Origin of the sequence: Xanthomonas hyacinthi (assembly GCF_009769165.1) — a bacterium.
Classification (GTDB): domain Bacteria; phylum Pseudomonadota; class Gammaproteobacteria; order Xanthomonadales; family Xanthomonadaceae; genus Xanthomonas_A; species Xanthomonas_A hyacinthi.
The window spans coordinates 4,298,448-4,316,981 of the sequence record NZ_CP043476.1; the positions used below are offsets into that span (position 1 = coordinate 4,298,448).

The window sequence follows — 18,534 nt, forward strand, 5'->3', positions numbered from 1 at the left end:
GCCGGCCTTCGCCCGCCGTGGCGGAGACCGGCCACGCGGCGCGGCACCCGCATCCGCTGCATCCTCTCCCTTCTTCTCCGCGTACCCATTTCCATGACCGAACAGACTCCCGCGCCGTCCCTTCCCGTCGACGAGAACGGCCTCATCGCCGAGCGCCGCGCCAAGCTGGGAGCGTTGCGCGCGCAGGGCGTGGCCTATCCGAACGATTTCCGCCGCCACGATTTCGCCGGCGACCTGCAGGCCGAATTCGCCGATGCCGAACGCTGGAGCGCCGAGGCGCTGGAGGCCGAAGGCCGCAGCCTGCGCCTGGCCGGGCGTCTGCTGGCCAAGCGGGTGATGGGCAAGGCCAGCTTCGTGCAGCTGCAGGACGAGTCCGGGCGCATCCAGCTGTTCCTGCAGGCCAATGCGCTGGGCCCGGCCTACGACGCGTTCAAGGGCTGGGACATCGGCGACATCATCGGCGTGGAGGGCGGGCTGACCCGGACCAAGACCGGCGAACTGTCGGTCAGGGCGAGCGCGCTGCGGCTGCTGACCAAGGCGCTGCGTCCGCTGCCGGACAAGTGGCATGGCCTGGCCGACGTGGAACAGCGCTACCGCCAGCGCTACGTGGACCTGATCGTGTCGCCGGAGGCGCGCGAGGTGTTCGTCAAGCGCTCCAAGATCATCCGCGCGATGCGCGCTTGGCTGGACGCGCGCCGCTTCCTGGAAGTGGAGACGCCGATGATGCATTACATCCCCGGCGGCGCCACCGCCAAGCCGTTCACCACCCACCACAACGCGCTGGACCTGGACCTGTATCTGCGCGTGGCGCCGGAGCTGTACCTGAAGCGGCTGGTGGTCGGCGGCCTGGAACGGGTCTACGAGATCAACCGCAATTTCCGCAACGAAGGCGTCAGCACCCGGCACAATCCCGAATTCACCATGATGGAGCTGTACGAGGCCTACGCCACGTACCACGAGGTGATGGACCTGACCGAGAACGTGATCCGCGACGTGGCCCAGGAAGTGCTCGGCACCCCCCAGGTGCACTGGGACGGCGCCGACATCGACCTGGCCCCGGCGTTCCGCCGCTGGCGCATGGACGAGGCGGTGCGCCACCACAACCCGCAGATCAGCGCCGCCGACTGCACCGACCGCGACGCGCTGCTGCGCCACTGCGCGCGGCTGAAGATCCGCACCAAGCCGTCCTACGGCTGGGGCAAGCTGCTGCTGGAGATCTTCGAGGCGACCGTGGAACACACCCTGATCCAGCCGACCTTCATCACCGACCACCCGGTCGAAGTGTCGCCGCTGGCCCGTTCCAGCGACACCGAACCCGGCTATACCGACCGCTTCGAGCTGTTCATCAACGGCAAGGAGATCGCCAACGGCTTCTCCGAGCTCAACGATCCGGAAGACCAGGCCGCCCGCTTCCAGGCCCAGGTGGCGGCGAAGGAGGGCGGCGACGACGAGGCCATGCACTTCGACGCCGACTACATCCGCGCGCTGGAGGTCGGCCTGCCGCCCACCGGCGGCCTGGGCCTCGGCATCGACCGCCTGGTCATGTTGCTGACCGGCAGCAGTTCGATCCGTGATGTGCTGCTGTTCCCGTACATGCGTCCGGAGGCTTAATCTAGGCCGGGGCGGCGGTGGCCTTGGCGTTGGGTTCTCGTATCGGGCGTCGGCGAGCAAGCGGAAGTGAGGCGGTTGGGCCGGGGCGGCCGGCGCCGGAGCGTTTCCCGTTGTTGTCTCAGCAACCCGATGCCCGTGGGCGAGAGGATCGCAGATGCAAGATGCCAGCATGAGCCCGTCCGGAGTATCCTCCAGCGGCGACCGCCCAGACCTGGCGGAGGGGGCGGAGAATCGCTTGAACATCGTCATCGTCGACGATCAGACGTCCGCGCGCACGATGCTGCGCCACGTGATCGAGGATATCGCCCCGGAACTCACCGTGCGCGACTTCGGCGACTCGCAGGCCGCACTGGCCTGGTGCGAGGCCGGCAAGGTCGACCTGTTGCTGCTCGACTACCGCATGCCCGGCATGGACGGGCTGGAGTTCGCGCGGCGGCTGCGGCGCCTGCCCAAGCACCGCGACATTCCGATCATCCTGATCACCGTGGTCGGCGACGAGCCGATCCGCCAGGCCGCGCTGGAAGCCGGCGTCATCGACTTCCTGGTCAAGCCGATCCGCCCGCGCGAATTGCGCGCGCGCTGCCACAACCTGCTGCAGCTGCGGCTGCAGAGCGAGAACATCAAGCAGCGCGCGATGTCGCTGGAGCAGCGCCTGCTGGCGAGCATGCGCGAGGTCGAGGAACGCGAGCGCGAGACCCTGTCGCGGCTGGCGCGGGCGATCGAGTACCGCGACGCCGGGACCAGCGCCTATCTGGAACGGATGGCGCACGTGGCCGGCCTGATCGCCGAGCAGCTGGGCCTGTCCGAGGACGAGGTGCGGGTCATCGAGATGGCCGCGAGCCTGCACGACATGGGCAAGATCGCCATTCCCGATGCGGTGCTGCTCAAGCCCGGCAAGCTGAACGAAGAGGAGATGGCGGTGATGCGCATGCACCCGCGCATCGGCTACGAACTGCTCAGCGGCAGCCAGAACCGCTTCATCCAGGTCGGCGCGCTGATCGCGCTGCGCCACCATGAGCGTTACGATGGCAGCGGTTACCCCGACGGACTGGTCGGCGAAGCGATCCCGCTGGAGGCGCGGATCGTGGCGGTCGCCGACGTTTTCGACGCGCTGATTTCGCCACGTCCCTACAAGGAAGCCTGGACCATGGATGCGACCCTCGCCTATCTCTACGCGCAACGCGGCCGCCTGTTCGACCCGCGCTGCGTGGACGCGCTGTTCCGTGGCTGCGAGCAGTTGTACATGATCTGCGAGAAGTTTTCGACGGCCACGGTCCGGCCGGGGGTCGCGCTGTGAAACGGCGCCTGGAATGGATCAGGACCCGCTTGCGACAGCGCACGGACACCGAACACGGGCAGACGCTGATCCGGGTCGGCATCTTCCTGGGCGTCATCGTCTGCATGACGATCGCGGAGAAGCTGGGTCGGCTCGCGCCCGACGTGTACCTGACGTCGGTGCTGATGAGCGGCGTCGGCGTCGTTGTCGGCCTGGCGCTGTTCGCCGCCATTCTGGCGCGGCCAGGGAAGTCGAACGTTCGGCGCGTCATCGGCATGGTGACCGACTATGGCCTGATGACGGTGGCGATGATCCTGCAGGGAGAACCGCTGGCCTGGCTTTACGTCATCATCATGTGGGTTACGGTCGGCAATGGCCTGCGCTACGGGAACCGCTATCTGATCGGCGCCGTGGTTTCCGCCTGCATCAGTTTCGGCTGCGTGGTCCTGCTCAATGGCTACTGGCGCGTGAACGTCACGCTCAGCGCCGGGCTCTGGGCCGGTCTGGTCGCCATTCCGATGTATCTGTTGGGGTTGCTGCGGCAGTTGACCCAGGCGACCGCGGAGGCGCGGCGCGCCAGCGAAGCCAAGAGCCGATTCCTTGCCAACATGAGCCATGAGTTCCGGACCCCGTTGAACGGGTTGTCCGGCATGACCGAAGTCCTGGCCACCACCAAGCTGGACGCGGAACAGCGCGAGTGCGTGGGCACCATCCAGGCGTCCGCGCGCAGTCTGCTGTCCCTGGTGGAAGAGGTGCTGGATATTTCCGCCATCGAGGCGGGCAAGATCCACACCGAGAAACACGATTTCTCGTTGCGCGAGACGTTGGCGCAGATCGGCTTGATCCTGCAGCCGCAGGCGCGCGCCAAGGCGCTCGGCTACCACCTGGAGGTCGCGGCCGATGTGCCCGATCATGTGCGTGGCGACGCGGGGCACCTGCGGCAGATCCTGTTGAACCTGGCTGGCAACGCGATCAAGTTCACCAACATGGGGCGGGTGGATATCCGCGTCCGGATACAGCGCAACGAATCCGGCGAGCCGTTCCGGTTGAGTTTCGACATTGTCGATACGGGGATCGGCGTGCCGCCGGCCATGCGCCCACGCCTGTTCGAGGCTTTTGAGCAGGCGGACGCGGGCCTGTCCCGGCGCTATGAAGGAACCGGCCTGGGGACCACGATCGCCAAGGGCCTGGTCGAAGCGATGGGCGGCAGCATCGGCTACCAGGAGAGTCCTCCGCAGGGCAGCCGCTTCTGGTTCGAGCTGCCGTTCGAGGCCGCCGCCGCCGCGCCGCTCTCCACCGCCGCTCCGAACGTCGCAAGCGAAGAAGAGCTGTCGCCGAGCGGCAACATCATCGCATTCACGGATCCGTTCCTGCGCCATCGCGCACGGGTACGCAGTATGCGTATCCTGGTTGCCGACGATCATGCGGCGAACCGCATGGTGCTGCAGCGCCTGCTGCAGAAGGCCGGCCATCGCGCGATCTGTCTCGGTGGTGCGGAAGCGGTGCTCGATGCGCTTGCCGAGACCGACTTCGATGCCATCATCGTCGATCTGCACATGCCGGGGATGAGCGGCCTGGACATGCTCAAGCAGTTGCGGATCATGCAGGCCGGCCGCTCGCGCACGCCGGTCGTGGTGCTCAGCGCGGACGTCACGCCGGAATCGATTCACCGCTGCGAACAGGCCGGCGCTCACACGTTCCTGGCCAAGCCGGTGGTGGCCTCGCGGCTGCTGGACACGCTGACGGATATCGCCACGGACGGCAGGCTGCGCCCACCCGAACCCCAATCGCGGCTTGCCACGGAGGGCGTCCTGGATTCGTCCGTACTCGACGAGCTGGCCGGCCTGGGCATGGGCGATGGATTCGAGCGGGAATTCATTTCCCAATGCCTCAACGATGCCGACGGCTGCCTGGGCGGGATGCAGGTGGCGGGCGAGTCCGAGAATTGGGAACGGTTGCGCGAACATGCGCACGCGGTGAAGGGCGTGGCGAGCAACCTGGGACTGGTGAAGATGGCCAGCCTTGGCGGCGAACTGATGCGCATGGCGGACTGGCAGATGCGCAGCGAGTGGCGGCAACGCCTTGCGACGCTCAATGCAAGCTTGACCGAGGGCAGGGAGGTGCTGGACCAGCGGGGGCTGCAAAGCAGCAAGCAGGACGGCAACGAGCTACGCTGAGGGAAAGCCCGGCATTCGGCCGGGCCGGGCCCCCCTCCGGTCTGAGTCTTCTATGCGAGCGCGGCGACGTTCTGCGCGCGCCGCGTCTGGGCCCGCACCAATCGGTCCATCATGCGTAGCGACTTGTCGTCGAGCGCAAGCGCCGTGTCCACCCAGACCTCGGTGATTGCCATCAGTTCCTGCAATGGCACTTGTTGCGAGATGCGGCGCGCTGCGTTCATCGCGAGATAGGACAGCTTGCTGCGCCGCTGGGTGCGGATCAGCTCCTCGACCGCCGCCTTTCCCTCCCCCTTGGGCACCAGGATGTCGACCACCCCGAGTGCGTGCATCTGCTCGCTGCTGTAGACCGTTCCTTCCAGAATGATCTTCTCCGCCAATTGCGGCGATACGCGCTGGCACAGGAAGGAATAGGCGCCCATGCCTGGAAACAGCCCAAACAGTACCTCCGGCAAGCCCATGCCGACGCCTTCCTCCGCCACGATGGTGTGGCATGCCAGCGCCATCTCCAGGCCGCCGCCCAGGGCGTCGCCCTGCAGCAACGCGATGGTCCGTACTTCGCCGCCGAGGCCGGTATGCAGGGTATGCACACCTTCCACGCAACGCTTGGCGTAGGCGAGCAGGCTGTCCCTGTCCCGCAAGCGGATGAGCTGGGTAAACAGTTCCAGGTCTCCGCCAAGGTTGAACACGTTCGCATCCGAGGCCAATACGAAGTGCCGCAGTTGCCCGCGCTGTAGCGCATTGCCGCCGCTCAGGGTGATGGCATCGGTCAAGCTCCACATGTCGTCGAGCAGATCGTCCCTGAAGCACGGGCGGGAGCCATTGGCCGCATCGTTGTGCATGAACATCCAATACGCGTTGCCATCGGCGCTCGACTCGACGCGGATGGTGGGGAAGCTGGGGTTGAAGAAGCGTTTGTCAACGTTCATGGGATTTCCTCGGTGTTTTGGTTGGCAGCGAAACGGCGTGCGCAGCGCCGGGAGGCGGCGTGCGAGCCGATGCTACACCTACGTAAACAGAGGGCTGATGGCGCCGCAGACGCGGAAATTCGCGTCTGTGCGGCGCGCGTGGCTGGCTGGAGCCACGCGTCTTGGCGGCAGGGCCGCGAAGTCGAGGGGGCAGTGTGTTGCCTCCGCCCGCCGCGCGGTGTGGACCCGGAGTTCACGCCAACGGCGGTCTAGGGCGTGTCATCAATTAAGCAGGATGACAGAGGCGATCCAGTAAATCGCGCCGAGGAAGTTGCCGGCGGTCTTGTCGTATCGGGTGGCAATGGCCCGGTACTGCTTGAGTTTGGCAAAGAAGTTCTCGATCAGGTGTCGATCCTTGTACAGCACCCGGTCGTAGTCGCGCTGCACTTTGCGCGTTGGATGGGAGGGGATGACAATCTGCGTCCCCTGCCGCTGCATCGGCTCGATGACACGTGCCCTGGCATCGTAGGCGCGGTCAGCGAGCAGGGCGCCGACCGACAGTTGCGGCAGCAACGCATCTGCACCTTCCAGATCCGACGCCTGGCCTGCGGTCAGATGAAACGCCACCGGATTGCCCAGTGCATCGACCACGGCGTGGATCTTGCTGCTTAGCCCGCCTCGGCTGCGTCCGATGGCCTGCGGCGCCCCCCTTTTGCCCCGGCGCTGTGCTGATGCGCCCGGACGATGGTGCTGTCGATCATCGCGTACTCATTGTCCGCCTCCTCTGACAGGGCGTGGAACACGCGTTGCCAGACGCCGGACCGGCTCCAGCGGCTATGCCGCAGGTGGATCACGCGGAAGTCGCCGAAGCGCTCAGGCAGATCCCGCCAGGGGATGCCGGCTCGGTAGCGGTAGAGCACGGCTTCGACAAACAGCCGGTTGTCCTTGGCGGTCACACCCACATGGCCGGCTCGGCCGGGGAGCAGGTCACGGATGCGATCCCACTGATCGTCTCGCAGGGCGTAGCGGCGTGCCATTGCAGGGGTGTGCAGGAAAGAAAGGGGCAACAAGCATCGCCTATCCGAACAATTGATGACAATCCCTAGGCCGGCGGCTGGCTGTCGCGCAATTCCCGCCGCAGGATCTTGCCGACGTTGGTCTTGGGCAGTTCCTTGCGGAACTCGACGATGCGCGGGTGCTTGTAGCCGGTCAGGTTGGCGCGGGCATGCGCCTTGACGTCCTCGGCGGTGAGGTTGGGGTCCTTCTTGACGATGACCACCTTGACCGCCTCGCCGGATTTCTCGTCCGGCACCCCGACCGCGGCCACTTCCAGCACGCCGGGCATCATCGCGATCACGTCCTCGACCTCGTTCGGGTACACGTTGAAGCCCGAGACCAGGATCATGTCCTTCTTGCGGTCGACGATGTAGAAGAAGCCCTGCGGATCCATCCGCGCCATGTCGCCGGTGTGCAGCCAGCCGTCGGCATCGATCGCGCCGGTGGTTTCCTCGGGACGGCGCCAGTAGCCCTTCATCACCTGCGGCCCCTTGATGCACAGCTCGCCGACCTCGCCGGGCGCCAGGGTCTGGCCCTGGTCGTCCTTGACGCAGGCGTCGGTGGACGGAATCGGCAGGCCGATGGAGCCGTTGTACTCCTTCAGCGTCAGCGGGTTGATGCAGGCGGCCGGCGAGGTCTCGGTCAGGCCGTAGGCCTCGACCAGGGTCACCCCGGTCACCTGCTTCCAGCGTTCGGCCACGGCGCGCTGCACCGCCATGCCGCCGCCCAGGGTGAACTTCAGCGCCGAGAAATCCACCTGCTCGAAGCCGGGCGTGTTGAGCAGGCCGTTGAACAGCGTGTTGACCCCGGTGAAGGCGGTGAAGCGGGTCTTCTTCAGTTCCTTGACGAAGCCGGGCATGTCGCGCGGGTTGCTGATCAGGTGGTTGAGGCCGCCGAGCTTCATGAACACCAGGCCGTTCGCGGTCAGCGCGAAGATGTGGTACAGCGGCAGCGCGGTGATGATGACTTCCTTGCCTTCCTCCAGCTTGCCGGTCGCCGCCAGCCAGGCGCCGGCCTGCAGCATGTTCGCGACCAGGTTGCGATGGGTCAGCATCGCGCCCTTGGCCACCCCGGTGGTGCCGCCGGTGTATTGCAGGAAGGCGATGTCGTCGGGTTCGATGTCCAGCTGCGGCAGGGTATGCAGGCGGCCCAAGGTGAGCGTGTCGCGGAAGCGCACCGCGTTGGGGATGTCGTAGTCGGGGACCAGCTTCTTGACGTACTTCAGCACGAAGTTGACCAGCGCGCCCTTCGGGAAGCCGAGCATGTCGCCCAGGCCGGTGGTGATGACCTGCTTGAGCGGGGTGTCGGCCAGGACCTCCTGCACGGTCTTGCCGAAGTTGTCGATCACCACGATCGCGCTGGCGCCGGAATCGATCAGCTGGTGGCGCAGTTCGCGCGGCGTGTACAGCGGATTGACGTTGACCACGGTCATGCCGGCCAGCAGCACGCCGAAGGTGGCGATCGGGTACTGCAGGCAGTTGGGCATCATCAGCGCGACGCGGTCGCCCTTCCTGAGCTGCAACTCGCCCAGCAGGTAGGCGGCGAAGTGCCGGGCCAGTTCGCCGGCTTCGCGGTAGGTCAGGGTCTTGCCGAAGTTGCGGTAGGCCGGACGGTCGCCGAACTTGGCGACGGAGGTTTCGAACACCGCGGCGACGGATCGGTACTCATCGACATCGACCTCGGCGGGAATGATGGCCGGATAACTCTGCAACCACGGACGTTCCTGACTCATGTACTCCTCCCCCCTCGTGTGGAATGCTGCCGCATGCCGAGGCAACGCTGCGGCGTGGCGAGTGGCAGGATACCGTTCCGCATGGGAAAGGCGAAACCGAGAGGAAATCCGATGCGACAGGCGTGAGCATGGGGATGGGCATGCGTGCTGCTGCTGGCCGTGCCCGGCTGCCAGCGCGATTCGGCGCAACAGCGGCTGCGCAAGGATATCGCGGCCATGCAGGAGGCGGTGGAGGAACATCGCCTGCGCGATGCGATGGCCATGGTGGCCGACGATTTCGCGGGCGAGGCGGGGATGGATCGCGCTGCGCTGCACAACCTGGTGTGCGCGCAATTCCTGGCCAATGGCCGGATCGGCGCGAACACCGGGCCACTGTCGATCCAGCTGCGGGGCGACGACGCCACGGTGCGTTTCGATGCGCTGGTCAGCGGTGGCGATGGCCGTCTTGTGCCGGAGCGGATGCAGCGCTATGCCGTGGTCGCCGGCTGGCGCGCGCAGGATGGCCGCTGGCGGTTGCGGCATGCGCAATGGAGCGTGGCGCCGTAGCGTCGCAAATCGCGCGAGCGCCCAAAGGCAATGGCCACGTTCGGAAAACGGGGCGCCTTCAATCTATCGGTCTGGCGGGAAAGCCCCGTCCTTGGAAACGCGATGCCGATGCGCAAGCGGCGCCCGCGAACGGCAATACGCGCCTGCGCGAGCGCGAGCGCGCCGCGCAGGACGCCGCGTGCCGCCGCGGCCTCAGGCCGCCTTGCGCGCCGCCAGCTGGCGCAGCACGTACTGCAGCAGGCCGCCGTGCTTGAAGTACTCCACTTCCTTCGGCGTCAGCAGCAGCACCTTGACCTGGAACTGCTTGACGCTGCCGTCGGCCTTCTTCGCATCCACGGTGGCGCGCTTGCTGGCGCCATCCTGCAGCCCGGTGATGGCGAATACTTCCGAGCCGTCCAGGCCCAGCGTCTGCGCGTTCTCGTTGTCCAGGAACTGCAGCGGCAGCACGCCCATGCCGACCAGGTTGGAGCGGTGGATGCGCTCGAAGCTCTCGGCGATCACCGCCTTGACCCCGAGCAGGTTGGTGCCCTTGGCCGCCCAGTCGCGCGAGGAGCCGGTGCCGTATTCCTTGCCGGCGATCACCACCAGCGGCACGCCGTCGGCCTTGTACTTCAGCGCCGCGTCGTAGATCGCCAGCTTCTGCGGCTGCGCGCCGTCGGGTGCGCGGTACAGCGTGTTGCCGCCTTCCTCGCCGCCGAACATCAGGTTCTTGATGCGGATGTTGGCGAAGGTGCCGCGCACCATCACGTCGTCGTTGCCGCGGCGGCTGCCGTAGCTGTTGAAGTCGGCCGGCTGCACGCCGCGTTCCTGCAGGAAGCGGCCCGCCGGCGAGTCCTTCTTGATGTTGCCGGCCGGGGAGATGTGGTCGGTGGTGATCGAGTCGCCGAACAGGCCGAGCACGCGCGCGCCGTGCACGTCGTCGATGTTGCCGACCTGCATGGTCATGCCGTCGAAGTAGGGCGGGTTCTTGATGTAGGTGGAGGCGTCGTCCCAGGCGTACAGCTCGCCGTCGGGCGAGGCGATCGCGGCCCAGCGGCTGTCGCCCTTGAACACGTCGGCGTAGTTCTGCTTGAACATCTCCGGGCCGACGGTGGCGGCGATGGTGTCGCCGATTTCCTTGTTGCTCGGCCAGATGTCGCGCAGGTACACCGGCTCACCGTCGCTGCCGGTGCCCAGCGGGTCGCGGCTCAGGTCGATGTCGGTGGTGCCGGCGATGGCGTAGGCGACCACCAGCGGCGGCGAGGCCAGGTAGTTCATCTTCACTTCCGGGTGCACGCGGCCTTCGAAGTTGCGGTTGCCCGACAGCACCGAGGCCACCACCAGGTCGTCCCTGGCGATTGCCGCGGACACGTCGTCCGGCAGCGGGCCGGAGTTGCCGATGCAGGTGGTGCAGCCGTAGCCGACCACGTAGAAACCCAGGTGTTCCAGGTCGTCCATGACCCCGGCCTTCTTCAGGTAGTCGGTGACCACCAGCGAGCCCGGCCCGAGCGAGGTCTTGACCCACGGCTGCGCCTGCAGGCCCTTGGCCACGGCGTTGCGCGCCAGCAGCCCGGCGCCGAGCATCACCGCCGGATTGGAGGTGTTGGTGCAGGAGGTGATCGCGGCGATCACCACCGAGCCGTCGCGCAGCTGCCAGCCGGCGCCGCTGTCGGCGCCGGTCTCGGCCTGCGCGGCCTTGGCGCCGACGGCGGTGCCGCCGCCGCCTTCGTTCTTGAGCCGGTCTTCCTGCTTGAGGTCGCTGTGGCGCTTGTGGCGCGCCTCGGCGAAGGGCACCAGGCTGTCGCGGAAATTGCGTTGCATGTCTTCCAGCAGCACCCGGTCCTGCGGCCGCTTGGGGCCGGCCAGCGACGGCTTGACCTCGGCCATGTCCAGCTCCAGCGTGGCGCTGTAGGCGGCGTGCGGGCTGTCGGCGTCGTGCCACAGGCCCTGCGCCTTCGCATACGCCTCGACCAGCGCGATCTGCTCTTCGCTGCGCCCGGACAGGCGCAGGTAGGTCAGCGATTCGGCGTCGACCGGGAAGATGCCGCAGGTGGCGCCGTACTCCGGCGCCATGTTGCCGATGGTGGCGCGGTCGGCCAGCGGCAGGTGCTGCAGGCCCTCGCCGAAGAACTCGACGAACTTGCCGACCACACCGAACTTGCGCAGCATCTGCGTCACCGTCAGCACCAGGTCGGTGGCGGTGGCGCCTTCGGGCAGCCTGCCGGTCAGCTTGAAGCCGACCACCTGCGGGATCAGCATCGAGGAGGGCTGGCCGAGCATCGCCGCTTCGGCTTCGATGCCGCCCACGCCCCAGCCGAGCACGCCGATGCCGTTGATCATGGTGGTGTGGCTGTCGGTGCCGAACACCGTGTCCGGATAGGCGATCGCCTCGCCGTCGCGTTCGCCGGTCATCACCACCCGCGCCAGATGCTCGAGGTTGACCTGGTGCACGATGCCGGTGTTCGGCGGCACCACCTTGAAGTTGTCGAACGCCTTCTGGCCCCAGCGCAGGAAGCCGTAGCGCTCCTTGTTGCGCTGGAATTCGATCTTGCCGTTGAGGTCGAGCGCGTCGGCCTTGCCGAACACGTCCACCTGCACCGAATGGTCGATGACCAGTTCCGAGGGGATCAGCGGATTGATCTGCTCCGGGCGCCCGCCGAGCTTGACCACCGCATCGCGCATCGCGGCCAGGTCGACCACGCACGGCACGCCGGTGAAGTCCTGCAGCACCACCCGCGCCGGCATGAACGCGATCTCGGTGTCCGGCTCGGCCTTCGGGTCCCAGGTCGCCACCGCCTCGATGTGCTCCTTGCCCACGGTCGCGCCGCCGTCTTCGTGGCGCAGCAGGTTTTCCAGCAGGATCTTCAGCGAGTAGGGCAGGCGGCCGATGTCGAAGCGCTCGGCGAGCCTGGGCAGGCTGTAGTAGGCGTAGCGGTTGCCGTTGACCTCGAGCGAGGTACGGGTGGAGAAGGAATCGTTCATCACGGAACTCCTATGGCATCGCGGCTGTAGGGACTGCGGTCATTCTGACCGATTCAGTGTGTACGCACAGTGTGACCGGTGCTGGATGCGGGCTTGAGTATGAATCTTCAAGTATGTACAATTTGCGCATACCTTGTGGAGCCTGTCCATGGAAGCCACCGTCGCCGAACGCGGCCAGATCACCTTGCCCAAGGCCGTGCGCGACGCGCTGGGCCTGAGCAAGGGCACCATCTTGAAGGTGGAGCTGGACGGCGGCCGCATCATCCTGCGCAAGAGCGTGGACGATGCGATCTCGCGCGCGCGCGGCCGCTTCAAGCTGGACGGCTTCGCCAGCACCGACGAGGCGATGCGCGCGATCCGCGGCCGCGCGCCGGGCGATCCGTTCGAACCCGACGCCAAGCCATGATTGCGATCGACTCGTCGGTGCTGGTGGACCTGCTGGCCGACGGTCCGCAGGCCGACGCCGCCGAAGCCTGCCTGCGCCAGTGCCTGAGCGCCGGCCCGGTGGCGGTGTGCGACATCGTCCTGGCCGAGGTGTGCAGCGCGCTGCGCGACGGCGCCGAGGCGCTGTCGGTGCTGGAAGACATGAGCATCCGCTTCAATGCGCTGGAGGCCAAGTCGGCCCTGCGCGCCGGCGAGATGCAGCGCCGCTTCCGTGCCCGCGGCGGCCAGCGCGAGCGGGTGGTGGCCGATTTCCTGATTGGCGCCCATGCGCTGCTGCAGTGCGATGGATTGATCACCCGCGACGATGGCTTTTTCCGTGACTACTTCAAGGGCCTGAAGATCATCGTGCCCAGGCCGGCCGCCTGACGCCGCCATTCGTTTACCGCGCATCCCTACCGAATTCCCCCGGAGAACCCGCATGTTGGAAGCCTACCGCCACCACGTCGCCGAGCGCGCCGCGCTCGGCATCCCGCCGCTGCCGCTGAGCGCGCAGCAGACCGCCGAGGTCGTCGAGCTGCTGAAGCAGCCGCCCGCCGGCGAGGAACAGTTCCTGGTCGAGCTGCTGAGCCAGCGCGTGCCGGCCGGCGTCGACGACGCGGCCAAGGTCAAGGCTTCGTACCTGGCCGCGGTCGCCTTCGGCAGCGAGCAGTGCACGCTGATCTCGCCCAAGCGCGCCACCGAACTGCTCGGCACCATGCTCGGCGGCTACAACATCCACCCGCTGATCGAGCTGCTGGACAATGCCGAACTGGGCGCGGTCGCCGCCGAGGGCCTGAAGCACACGCTGCTGATCTTCGACGCGTTCCACGACGTGCAGGAAAAGGCCGAGGCCGGCAATGCCCACGCCAAAGCGGTGCTGCAGAGCTGGGCCGATGCCGAGTGGTTCACCAGCAAGCCGGAAGTGCCGCAGAGCCTGACCGTCAGCGTGTTCAAGGTGCCGGGCGAGACCAACACCGACGACCTGTCGCCGGCGCCGGATGCGACCACGCGCCCGGACATCCCGCTGCACGCGCTGGCGATGCTGAAGAACACCCGCGACGGCGCCGCGTTCGAGCCGGAAGAAGACGGCAGGCGCGGCCCGATCCAGGCGATCGCCGACCTGAAGGCCAAGGGCCACCTGGTCGCCTATGTCGGCGACGTGGTCGGCACCGGTTCCTCGCGCAAGTCGGCGACCAACTCGGTGCTGTGGTGGACCGGCGAAGACATTCCGTACATCCCCAACAAGCGCTTCGGCGGCGTGTGCCTGGGCTCGAAGATCGCGCCGATCTTCTACAACACCATGGAAGACGCAGGCGCGCTGCCGATCGAGCTGGACGTGTCGCAGATGGAGCACGGCGACGTGGTCGAACTGCGTCCGTACGATGGCAAGGCGCTGAAGAACGGGCAGGTGATCGCCGAGTTCGCGATGAAGTCGGATGTGCTGTTCGACGAAGTACGCGCCGGCGGCCGCATCCCGCTGATCGTCGGCCGTGGCCTGACCGCCAAGGCGCGCGAATTCCTCGGCCTGCCGGCCTCGGACCTGTTCCGCCTGCCGATGGTGCCGCCGGATACCGGCAAGGGCTTCTCGCTGGCGCAGAAGATGGTCGGCCGCGCCTGCGGTCTGCCGGAAGGCCAGGGCATGCGTCCGGGCACCTATTGCGAGCCGAAGATGACCTCGGTGGGCTCGCAGGACACCACCGGGCCGATGACCCGCGACGAGCTGAAGGACCTGGCCTGCCTGGGCTTTTCCGCCGACCTGGTGATGCAGTCGTTCTGCCACACCGCCGCGTATCCGAAGCCGGTCGACGTCAAGACCCACCACACCCTGCCGGAGTTCATCTCCACCCGCGGCGGCGTGTCGCTGCGGCCGGGCGACGGCGTGATCCACAGCTGGCTCAACCGCATGCTGCTGCCCGACACGGTCGGCACCGGTGGCGACTCGCACACCCGCTTCCCGATCGGCATCTCGTTCCCGGCCGGCTCCGGCCTGGTCGCGTTCGCCGCCGCCACCGGGGTCATGCCGCTGGACATGCCCGAGAGCGTGCTGGTGCGCTTCAAGGGCGAGATGCAGCCGGGCGTGACCCTGCGCGATCTGGTCAATGCGATCCCGCTGTACGCGATCAAGGACGGCCTGCTGACCGTGGCCAAGCAGGGCAAGAAGAACATCTTCTCCGGCCGCATCCTGGAGATCGAAGGCTTGCCGCACCTGAAGGTGGAGCAGGCGTTCGAACTGTCCGATGCCTCGGCCGAACGTTCCGCCGCCGGCTGCTCGGTGCGCCTGGACAAGGCGCCGATCATCGAGTACCTGACCAGCAACATCACCCTGCTGAAGTGGATGATCGCCGAGGGCTACGCCGATGCGCGTTCGCTGGCGCGGCGGATCAAGAAGATGCAGGAGTGGCTGGCCGATCCGCAACTGCTGCAGCCCGATGCCGATGCCGAGTACGCCGCGGTGATCGAGATCGACCTGGCCGACATCCACGAGCCGATCGTGGCCTGCCCGAACGATCCGGACGACGTCAAGACGCTGTCGGAGGTCGCCGGCGCGGCGATCGACGAAGTGTTCATCGGTTCGTGCATGACCAACATCGGCCACTTCCGCGCCGCGGCCAAGCTGCTGGAAGGCAAGCGCGACATCCCGACCCGGCTGTGGGTCGCGCCGCCGACCAAGATGGACGCCTCCGAGCTGACCAAGGAAGGCCACTACGGCACCTTCGGCGCGGCCGGCGCGCGCATGGAAATGCCCGGCTGCTCGCTGTGCATGGGCAACCAGGCGCAGGCGCGCGAGGGCGCCACGGTGTTCTCCACCTCCACCCGCAACTTCCCCAACCGCCTCGGCCGCAACACCAACGTGTACCTGGGTTCGGCGGAACTGGCGGCGATCTGCTCGCGCCTGGGCCGTATCCCGACCAAGGACGAGTACATGGCCGACGTGGGCGTGATCAAGACCAGCGGCGAGCAGATCTACCGCTACATGAACTTCGATCAGATCCAGGACTACCAGGACGTGGCCGAGACGGTCGCCGCCTGAGCCGAAGTGGTGCAACGCTGTAACCAGGAAGCCCGGCCGATGCCGGGCTTTCTCTTTTGTGGGTGGGCCTGGCCGCGCGGCGCCCGCTGGCGGCCTGACAGGTGACGCCCACCCCGCAGGAGTGGTGCGATCCGCTCGGGGATGGCGGACACGCCCTACGGCAGCGCGCCGCCGGAGCTCGGTGGCGGTGTTGCAGAACCTGCGTTGGCCTGGCGCGCGCCGAGCCAGCCTTCCAGCTGGATGGCCGGCAACGCCGGTGCGAACAGGAAACCCTGCAGCACGTCGCAGCCGAGCTGTGCCAGGAACGCCCGCTGCGCTTCGGTTTCGACGCCCTCGGCGACGGTGTGCAGGCGCAGGCTTTCGCCGATGCGCAAGACCGAGGTGATCAGCGCGCGTGCGGTCTCGCTATGCTCCAGGTCGCGCACGAAGCTCATGTCCAGCTTGAGTTCGTTGACCGGCAGCTGGTGCAGATGGCTGAGGCTGGAATAGCCGGTGCCGAAATCGTCCAGCGACAGGCGCACGCCGCCGGCCTGCAATTGACGCAGATTGGCCAGCACCGCCGGCGCGTTGGACAGCATGACGCTCTCGGTCATCTCCAGCGCCAGGTCGCTGGGCGCCAGCGCATGCGCGCTCAGCACCTGCGTCACGCGTGCGGGCAGCTGCGTATCGGCGAAGTTGCTGGCCGACAGGTTGACCGCCACGCGCGGCACCGGCACCCCGCGCAGGCGCCAATCGGCCATCTGCCGGCAGGCCTGGCGCAGCACCCAATGCCCGAGCTCGTCGATCAGCCCGCATTCCTCGGCCATCGGCACGAAGCGCGCCGGCGCGATGTCGCCCAGTTGCGGGTGCTGCCAGCGCAGCAGCGCCTCCACGCCGTACAGCGCATAGGGCGGCTGGCTGTGCAGTTGCGGCTGATAGTGCAGTTGCAGCTGGTCGCGGCGCAGCGCTTCGCGCAGCGCGGTCTCCAGCGCCACGCGTTCCTGCGCCATGCGGTTCATGTCGGCGCTGAAGAAGCGAAAGCTGCCGCCGGCTTCGTGCTTGGCCCGGTACATGGCCAGGTCGGCATGGCGCAGCAGCGTCTCGATGTCGCGGCCATCGTCGGGGAACATCGCCACGCCGATGCTGGCGCCCGGGTGCAGGGTCAGGTGCCCGACCACCAGCGGCTCGGCCAGCGCCAGCAGCAGGCGCTCGGCCACCCCGGCCGCGTGCTCGGCGCTGCAATGCGGCAGCATCAGCACGAACTCGTCGCCGGCCTGGCGGCCGATCAGGTCGGTCGCGCTCAAGGTTTCGCCCAGGCGCCGGGCGATGTCGCGCAGCAGCCCGTCGCCGGCGGCATGGCCCTGGGTCTCGTTGACGCGCTTGAAGCGGTCGATGTCGATGAACAGGATCGCCACCGGAAACGCGTGGTATTCGGCAGCAGCCAGCGCCTGCTCGGCGCGGGCGCTGAACATCACCCGGTTGGGCAGGCCGGTCAGCGAGTCGTAGAACGCCAGCTGGTGCACGCGTGCCTTGGTCTGCTCGCGCTCCAGCGCCAGTGCGCACAGGTGCAGGCATAGCTCGACCAGCCGCAGGTGCCAGGCCTGCGGCTCGCAGACCTCGCGGTAATACAGCGCGAAACTGCCGAGCACGCGCCCGCCGCTGGACTTGATCGGGCTGGCCACGCAGCTGCCCAGGCCGAGTCGCTGCACCAGCGGTTGGTGCTCGGCGAACAGCGGATCGGTGGCGGCGTCGCGCACCAGCACCTGCTTGCCGTGCCAGATCGCGGCGCCGCAGGCACCGGCGCTGGGGCCCACGCGCATGCATTCGACTGCCGCGTTGAAGGCGGTCGGCAGGCTCGGCGAGGCCAGCGGGTGCAGCCGCCCGTTGCCGTCGACGCTGATGATCGAGGCCAGCACCTGCGGGGCGATGCGCTCGACCTCGCTGCAGATCAGGGTCGCCACGTCGACCAGCGGCTGTTCGCGGACCAGCGCGTCGAGCACGTTCTTGTGCAGGATCTCGTGCATCTTGCTCTGGGTGATGTCGGTAAACGACAGCACGTAGTGCTGGATGCCGCCGTCCTCGTCGGCGATCGGATTGGCCATGATCGTGGTCCACAGCGGCGAGCCGTCCTTGCGGTAGACCAGCAGGTCGGTCTGGTGGCCCAGGCCGCCGACCACGCGCTCGCGGGTCTGCCGGATCGCCTGCATGTCGGTGCCGACGCCGGGCAGCACGCTGCTCGGCAGCCGCCCGCGCACTTCGTCGGCGGCATAGCCGAACATGTGCATGAACCCGGCATTGACGTAAAGAATGGCCAGCTGCGGGTCGCATACCACGATGGCGTTGTCGCTGCGGTCCAGCGCCAGCGACAGCAGCCGCATCTTGGCGTCGCGCTCGCGTTCGGCGCTGATGTCGCGCACGAACACCACGTACAGCGGCGTGGACTCCTGCGGCACCGCGGCCGCGCTCACCGCCACCCAGCGCTGCACGCCGTCGTTGCCGGGCAACTGCAGTTCGTGGCTGTCGCCGGGCGCACCCGAGCCGCGCTGCATGCACCTGGCCAGGAACGCCGCGCGCGCATCCTCCGGCACCAGCTCGCCGAGCGGACGCCCCAGCACCTGCGCCTGGGTCAGCCCCCACAGCGCTTCGGCGGTCTGGTTGAAGGCCAGGATGCGCGCGTCCGCGTCGATCACCACCACGCCGTCGGGCGCCTGCTGCAGACAGTTCAGCAGGGCCTGTTCGGGCGCTTGCAGCTTGCTCAGCACCGCCGCCGCGGCCGCAGTGTCGGCGCTGGGCGCGATCGGTTTGCCGACGCGCTGGCGGGGCACGGATCAGCGGCC

General features: G+C 67.5%; 11 protein-coding genes and 1 pseudogene. 7 read left to right on the forward strand and 5 right to left on the reverse strand.

Annotation, left to right across the window (positions count from 1 at the left end):
* Nucleotides 1–93 precede the first annotated feature (93 nt).
* The 3 genes from lysS (at nucleotide 94) to FZ025_RS18910 (ending at nucleotide 5,064) form a co-directional block, all read left to right on the forward strand.
* Complete coding sequence (lysS, locus tag FZ025_RS18900) at nucleotides 94–1,611, forward strand: lysine--tRNA ligase (RefSeq protein WP_104558971.1); 1,518 nt, start codon at nucleotides 94–96, stop codon at nucleotides 1,609–1,611.
* 154 nt (nucleotides 1,612–1,765) lie between these two features.
* Nucleotides 1,766–2,908: a cyclic di-GMP phosphodiesterase response regulator RpfG gene (rpfG, locus tag FZ025_RS18905; RefSeq protein ID WP_046980812.1), complete on the forward strand. Its 1,143-nt coding sequence runs from the start codon at nucleotides 1,766–1,768 to the stop codon at nucleotides 2,906–2,908.
* Entirely contained in the window at nucleotides 2,905–5,064 is a 2,160-nt protein-coding gene (locus FZ025_RS18910) for an ATP-binding protein (protein WP_046980811.1), read from the forward strand. The genes rpfG and FZ025_RS18910 overlap by 4 nt, the downstream gene beginning before the upstream one ends.
* Before the next feature lie 50 nt (nucleotides 5,065–5,114).
* Here FZ025_RS18910 and FZ025_RS18915 read toward each other — a convergent pair whose 3' ends face one another.
* The 3 genes and pseudogenes from FZ025_RS18915 to rpfB form a co-directional block, all read right to left on the reverse strand.
* Nucleotides 5,115–5,990, reverse strand: coding sequence for a crotonase/enoyl-CoA hydratase family protein (locus tag FZ025_RS18915; RefSeq protein WP_046980810.1), 876 nt, complete (start codon nucleotides 5,988–5,990; stop codon nucleotides 5,115–5,117).
* Nucleotides 5,991–6,251: 261 nt separating this feature from the next.
* Nucleotides 6,252–7,006: pseudogene (locus tag FZ025_RS18920) on the reverse strand (IS5 family transposase).
* A 65-nt stretch (nucleotides 7,007–7,071) separates the two neighbouring features.
* On the reverse strand, nucleotides 7,072–8,757 hold the full coding sequence (gene rpfB, locus FZ025_RS18925; RefSeq protein WP_046979559.1) for a fatty acyl-CoA ligase RpfB: 1,686 nt from the start codon (nucleotides 8,755–8,757) through the stop codon (nucleotides 7,072–7,074).
* A 144-nt stretch (nucleotides 8,758–8,901) separates the two neighbouring features.
* Between rpfB and FZ025_RS18930 the strand changes: the two genes are divergently transcribed.
* Complete coding sequence (locus FZ025_RS18930) at nucleotides 8,902–9,303, forward strand: hypothetical protein (RefSeq protein ID WP_046979560.1); 402 nt, start codon at nucleotides 8,902–8,904, stop codon at nucleotides 9,301–9,303.
* 192 nt (nucleotides 9,304–9,495) lie between these two features.
* On the opposite strand, the gene acnA is transcribed toward FZ025_RS18930, so the two are convergent.
* Nucleotides 9,496–12,264 carry an aconitate hydratase AcnA gene (gene acnA / locus FZ025_RS18935; protein WP_104558585.1) on the reverse strand — a complete coding sequence of 923 codons (2,769 nt, stop codon included), beginning with the start codon at nucleotides 12,262–12,264 and terminating at the stop codon, nucleotides 9,496–9,498.
* A 148-nt stretch (nucleotides 12,265–12,412) separates the two neighbouring features.
* On the opposite strand from acnA, the gene FZ025_RS18940 reads away from it, so the two are divergent.
* Genes FZ025_RS18940 through acnB form a run of 3 tightly spaced genes read left to right on the forward strand, consistent with a single transcriptional unit; the run spans nucleotide 12,413 to nucleotide 15,718 of the window.
* The gene (locus tag FZ025_RS18940; protein WP_046978137.1) at nucleotides 12,413–12,670 is read left to right on the forward strand and encodes an AbrB/MazE/SpoVT family DNA-binding domain-containing protein; all 258 of its coding nucleotides are present in this window, start codon (nucleotides 12,413–12,415) and stop codon (nucleotides 12,668–12,670) included.
* Nucleotides 12,667–13,074, forward strand: coding sequence for a type II toxin-antitoxin system VapC family toxin (locus FZ025_RS18945; RefSeq protein ID WP_046978138.1), 408 nt, complete (start codon nucleotides 12,667–12,669; stop codon nucleotides 13,072–13,074). The genes FZ025_RS18940 and FZ025_RS18945 overlap by 4 nt, the downstream gene beginning before the upstream one ends.
* Before the next feature lie 52 nt (nucleotides 13,075–13,126).
* A complete protein-coding gene (acnB, locus tag FZ025_RS18950; RefSeq protein ID WP_046978139.1) occupies nucleotides 13,127–15,718 on the forward strand; it encodes a bifunctional aconitate hydratase 2/2-methylisocitrate dehydratase in 2,592 nt (863 codons plus the stop codon).
* Between the two features lie 155 nt (nucleotides 15,719–15,873).
* Here the strand turns inward: acnB and FZ025_RS18955 are convergent, their stop codons facing one another.
* Complete coding sequence (locus FZ025_RS18955; protein WP_104558584.1) at nucleotides 15,874–18,522, reverse strand: sensor domain-containing protein; 2,649 nt, start codon at nucleotides 18,520–18,522, stop codon at nucleotides 15,874–15,876.
* Between the last annotated feature and the right edge of the window lie 12 nt (nucleotides 18,523–18,534).

What these genes read in the sequence shown, in the direction of transcription:
- lysS (WP_104558971.1), top strand. Translation starts at nt 94, where the DNA reads ATGACCGAACAGACTCCCGCGCCGTCCCTTCCCGTCGACGAGAACGGC.
- FZ025_RS18940 (WP_046978137.1), top strand. Translation starts at nt 12,413, where the DNA reads ATGGAAGCCACCGTCGCCGAACGCGGCCAGATCACCTTGCCCAAGGCC.
- FZ025_RS18945 (WP_046978138.1), top strand. Translation starts at nt 12,667, where the DNA reads ATGATTGCGATCGACTCGTCGGTGCTGGTGGACCTGCTGGCCGACGGT.
- FZ025_RS18915 (WP_046980810.1), bottom strand. Translation starts at nt 5,990, where the DNA reads ATGAACGTTGACAAACGCTTCTTCAACCCCAGCTTCCCCACCATCCGC.
- acnB (WP_046978139.1), top strand. Translation starts at nt 13,127, where the DNA reads ATGTTGGAAGCCTACCGCCACCACGTCGCCGAGCGCGCCGCGCTCGGC.
- acnA (WP_104558585.1), bottom strand. Translation starts at nt 12,264, where the DNA reads ATGAACGATTCCTTCTCCACCCGTACCTCGCTCGAGGTCAACGGCAAC.
- rpfB (WP_046979559.1), bottom strand. Translation starts at nt 8,757, where the DNA reads ATGAGTCAGGAACGTCCGTGGTTGCAGAGTTATCCGGCCATCATTCCC.
- rpfG (WP_046980812.1), top strand. Translation starts at nt 1,766, where the DNA reads ATGCAAGATGCCAGCATGAGCCCGTCCGGAGTATCCTCCAGCGGCGAC.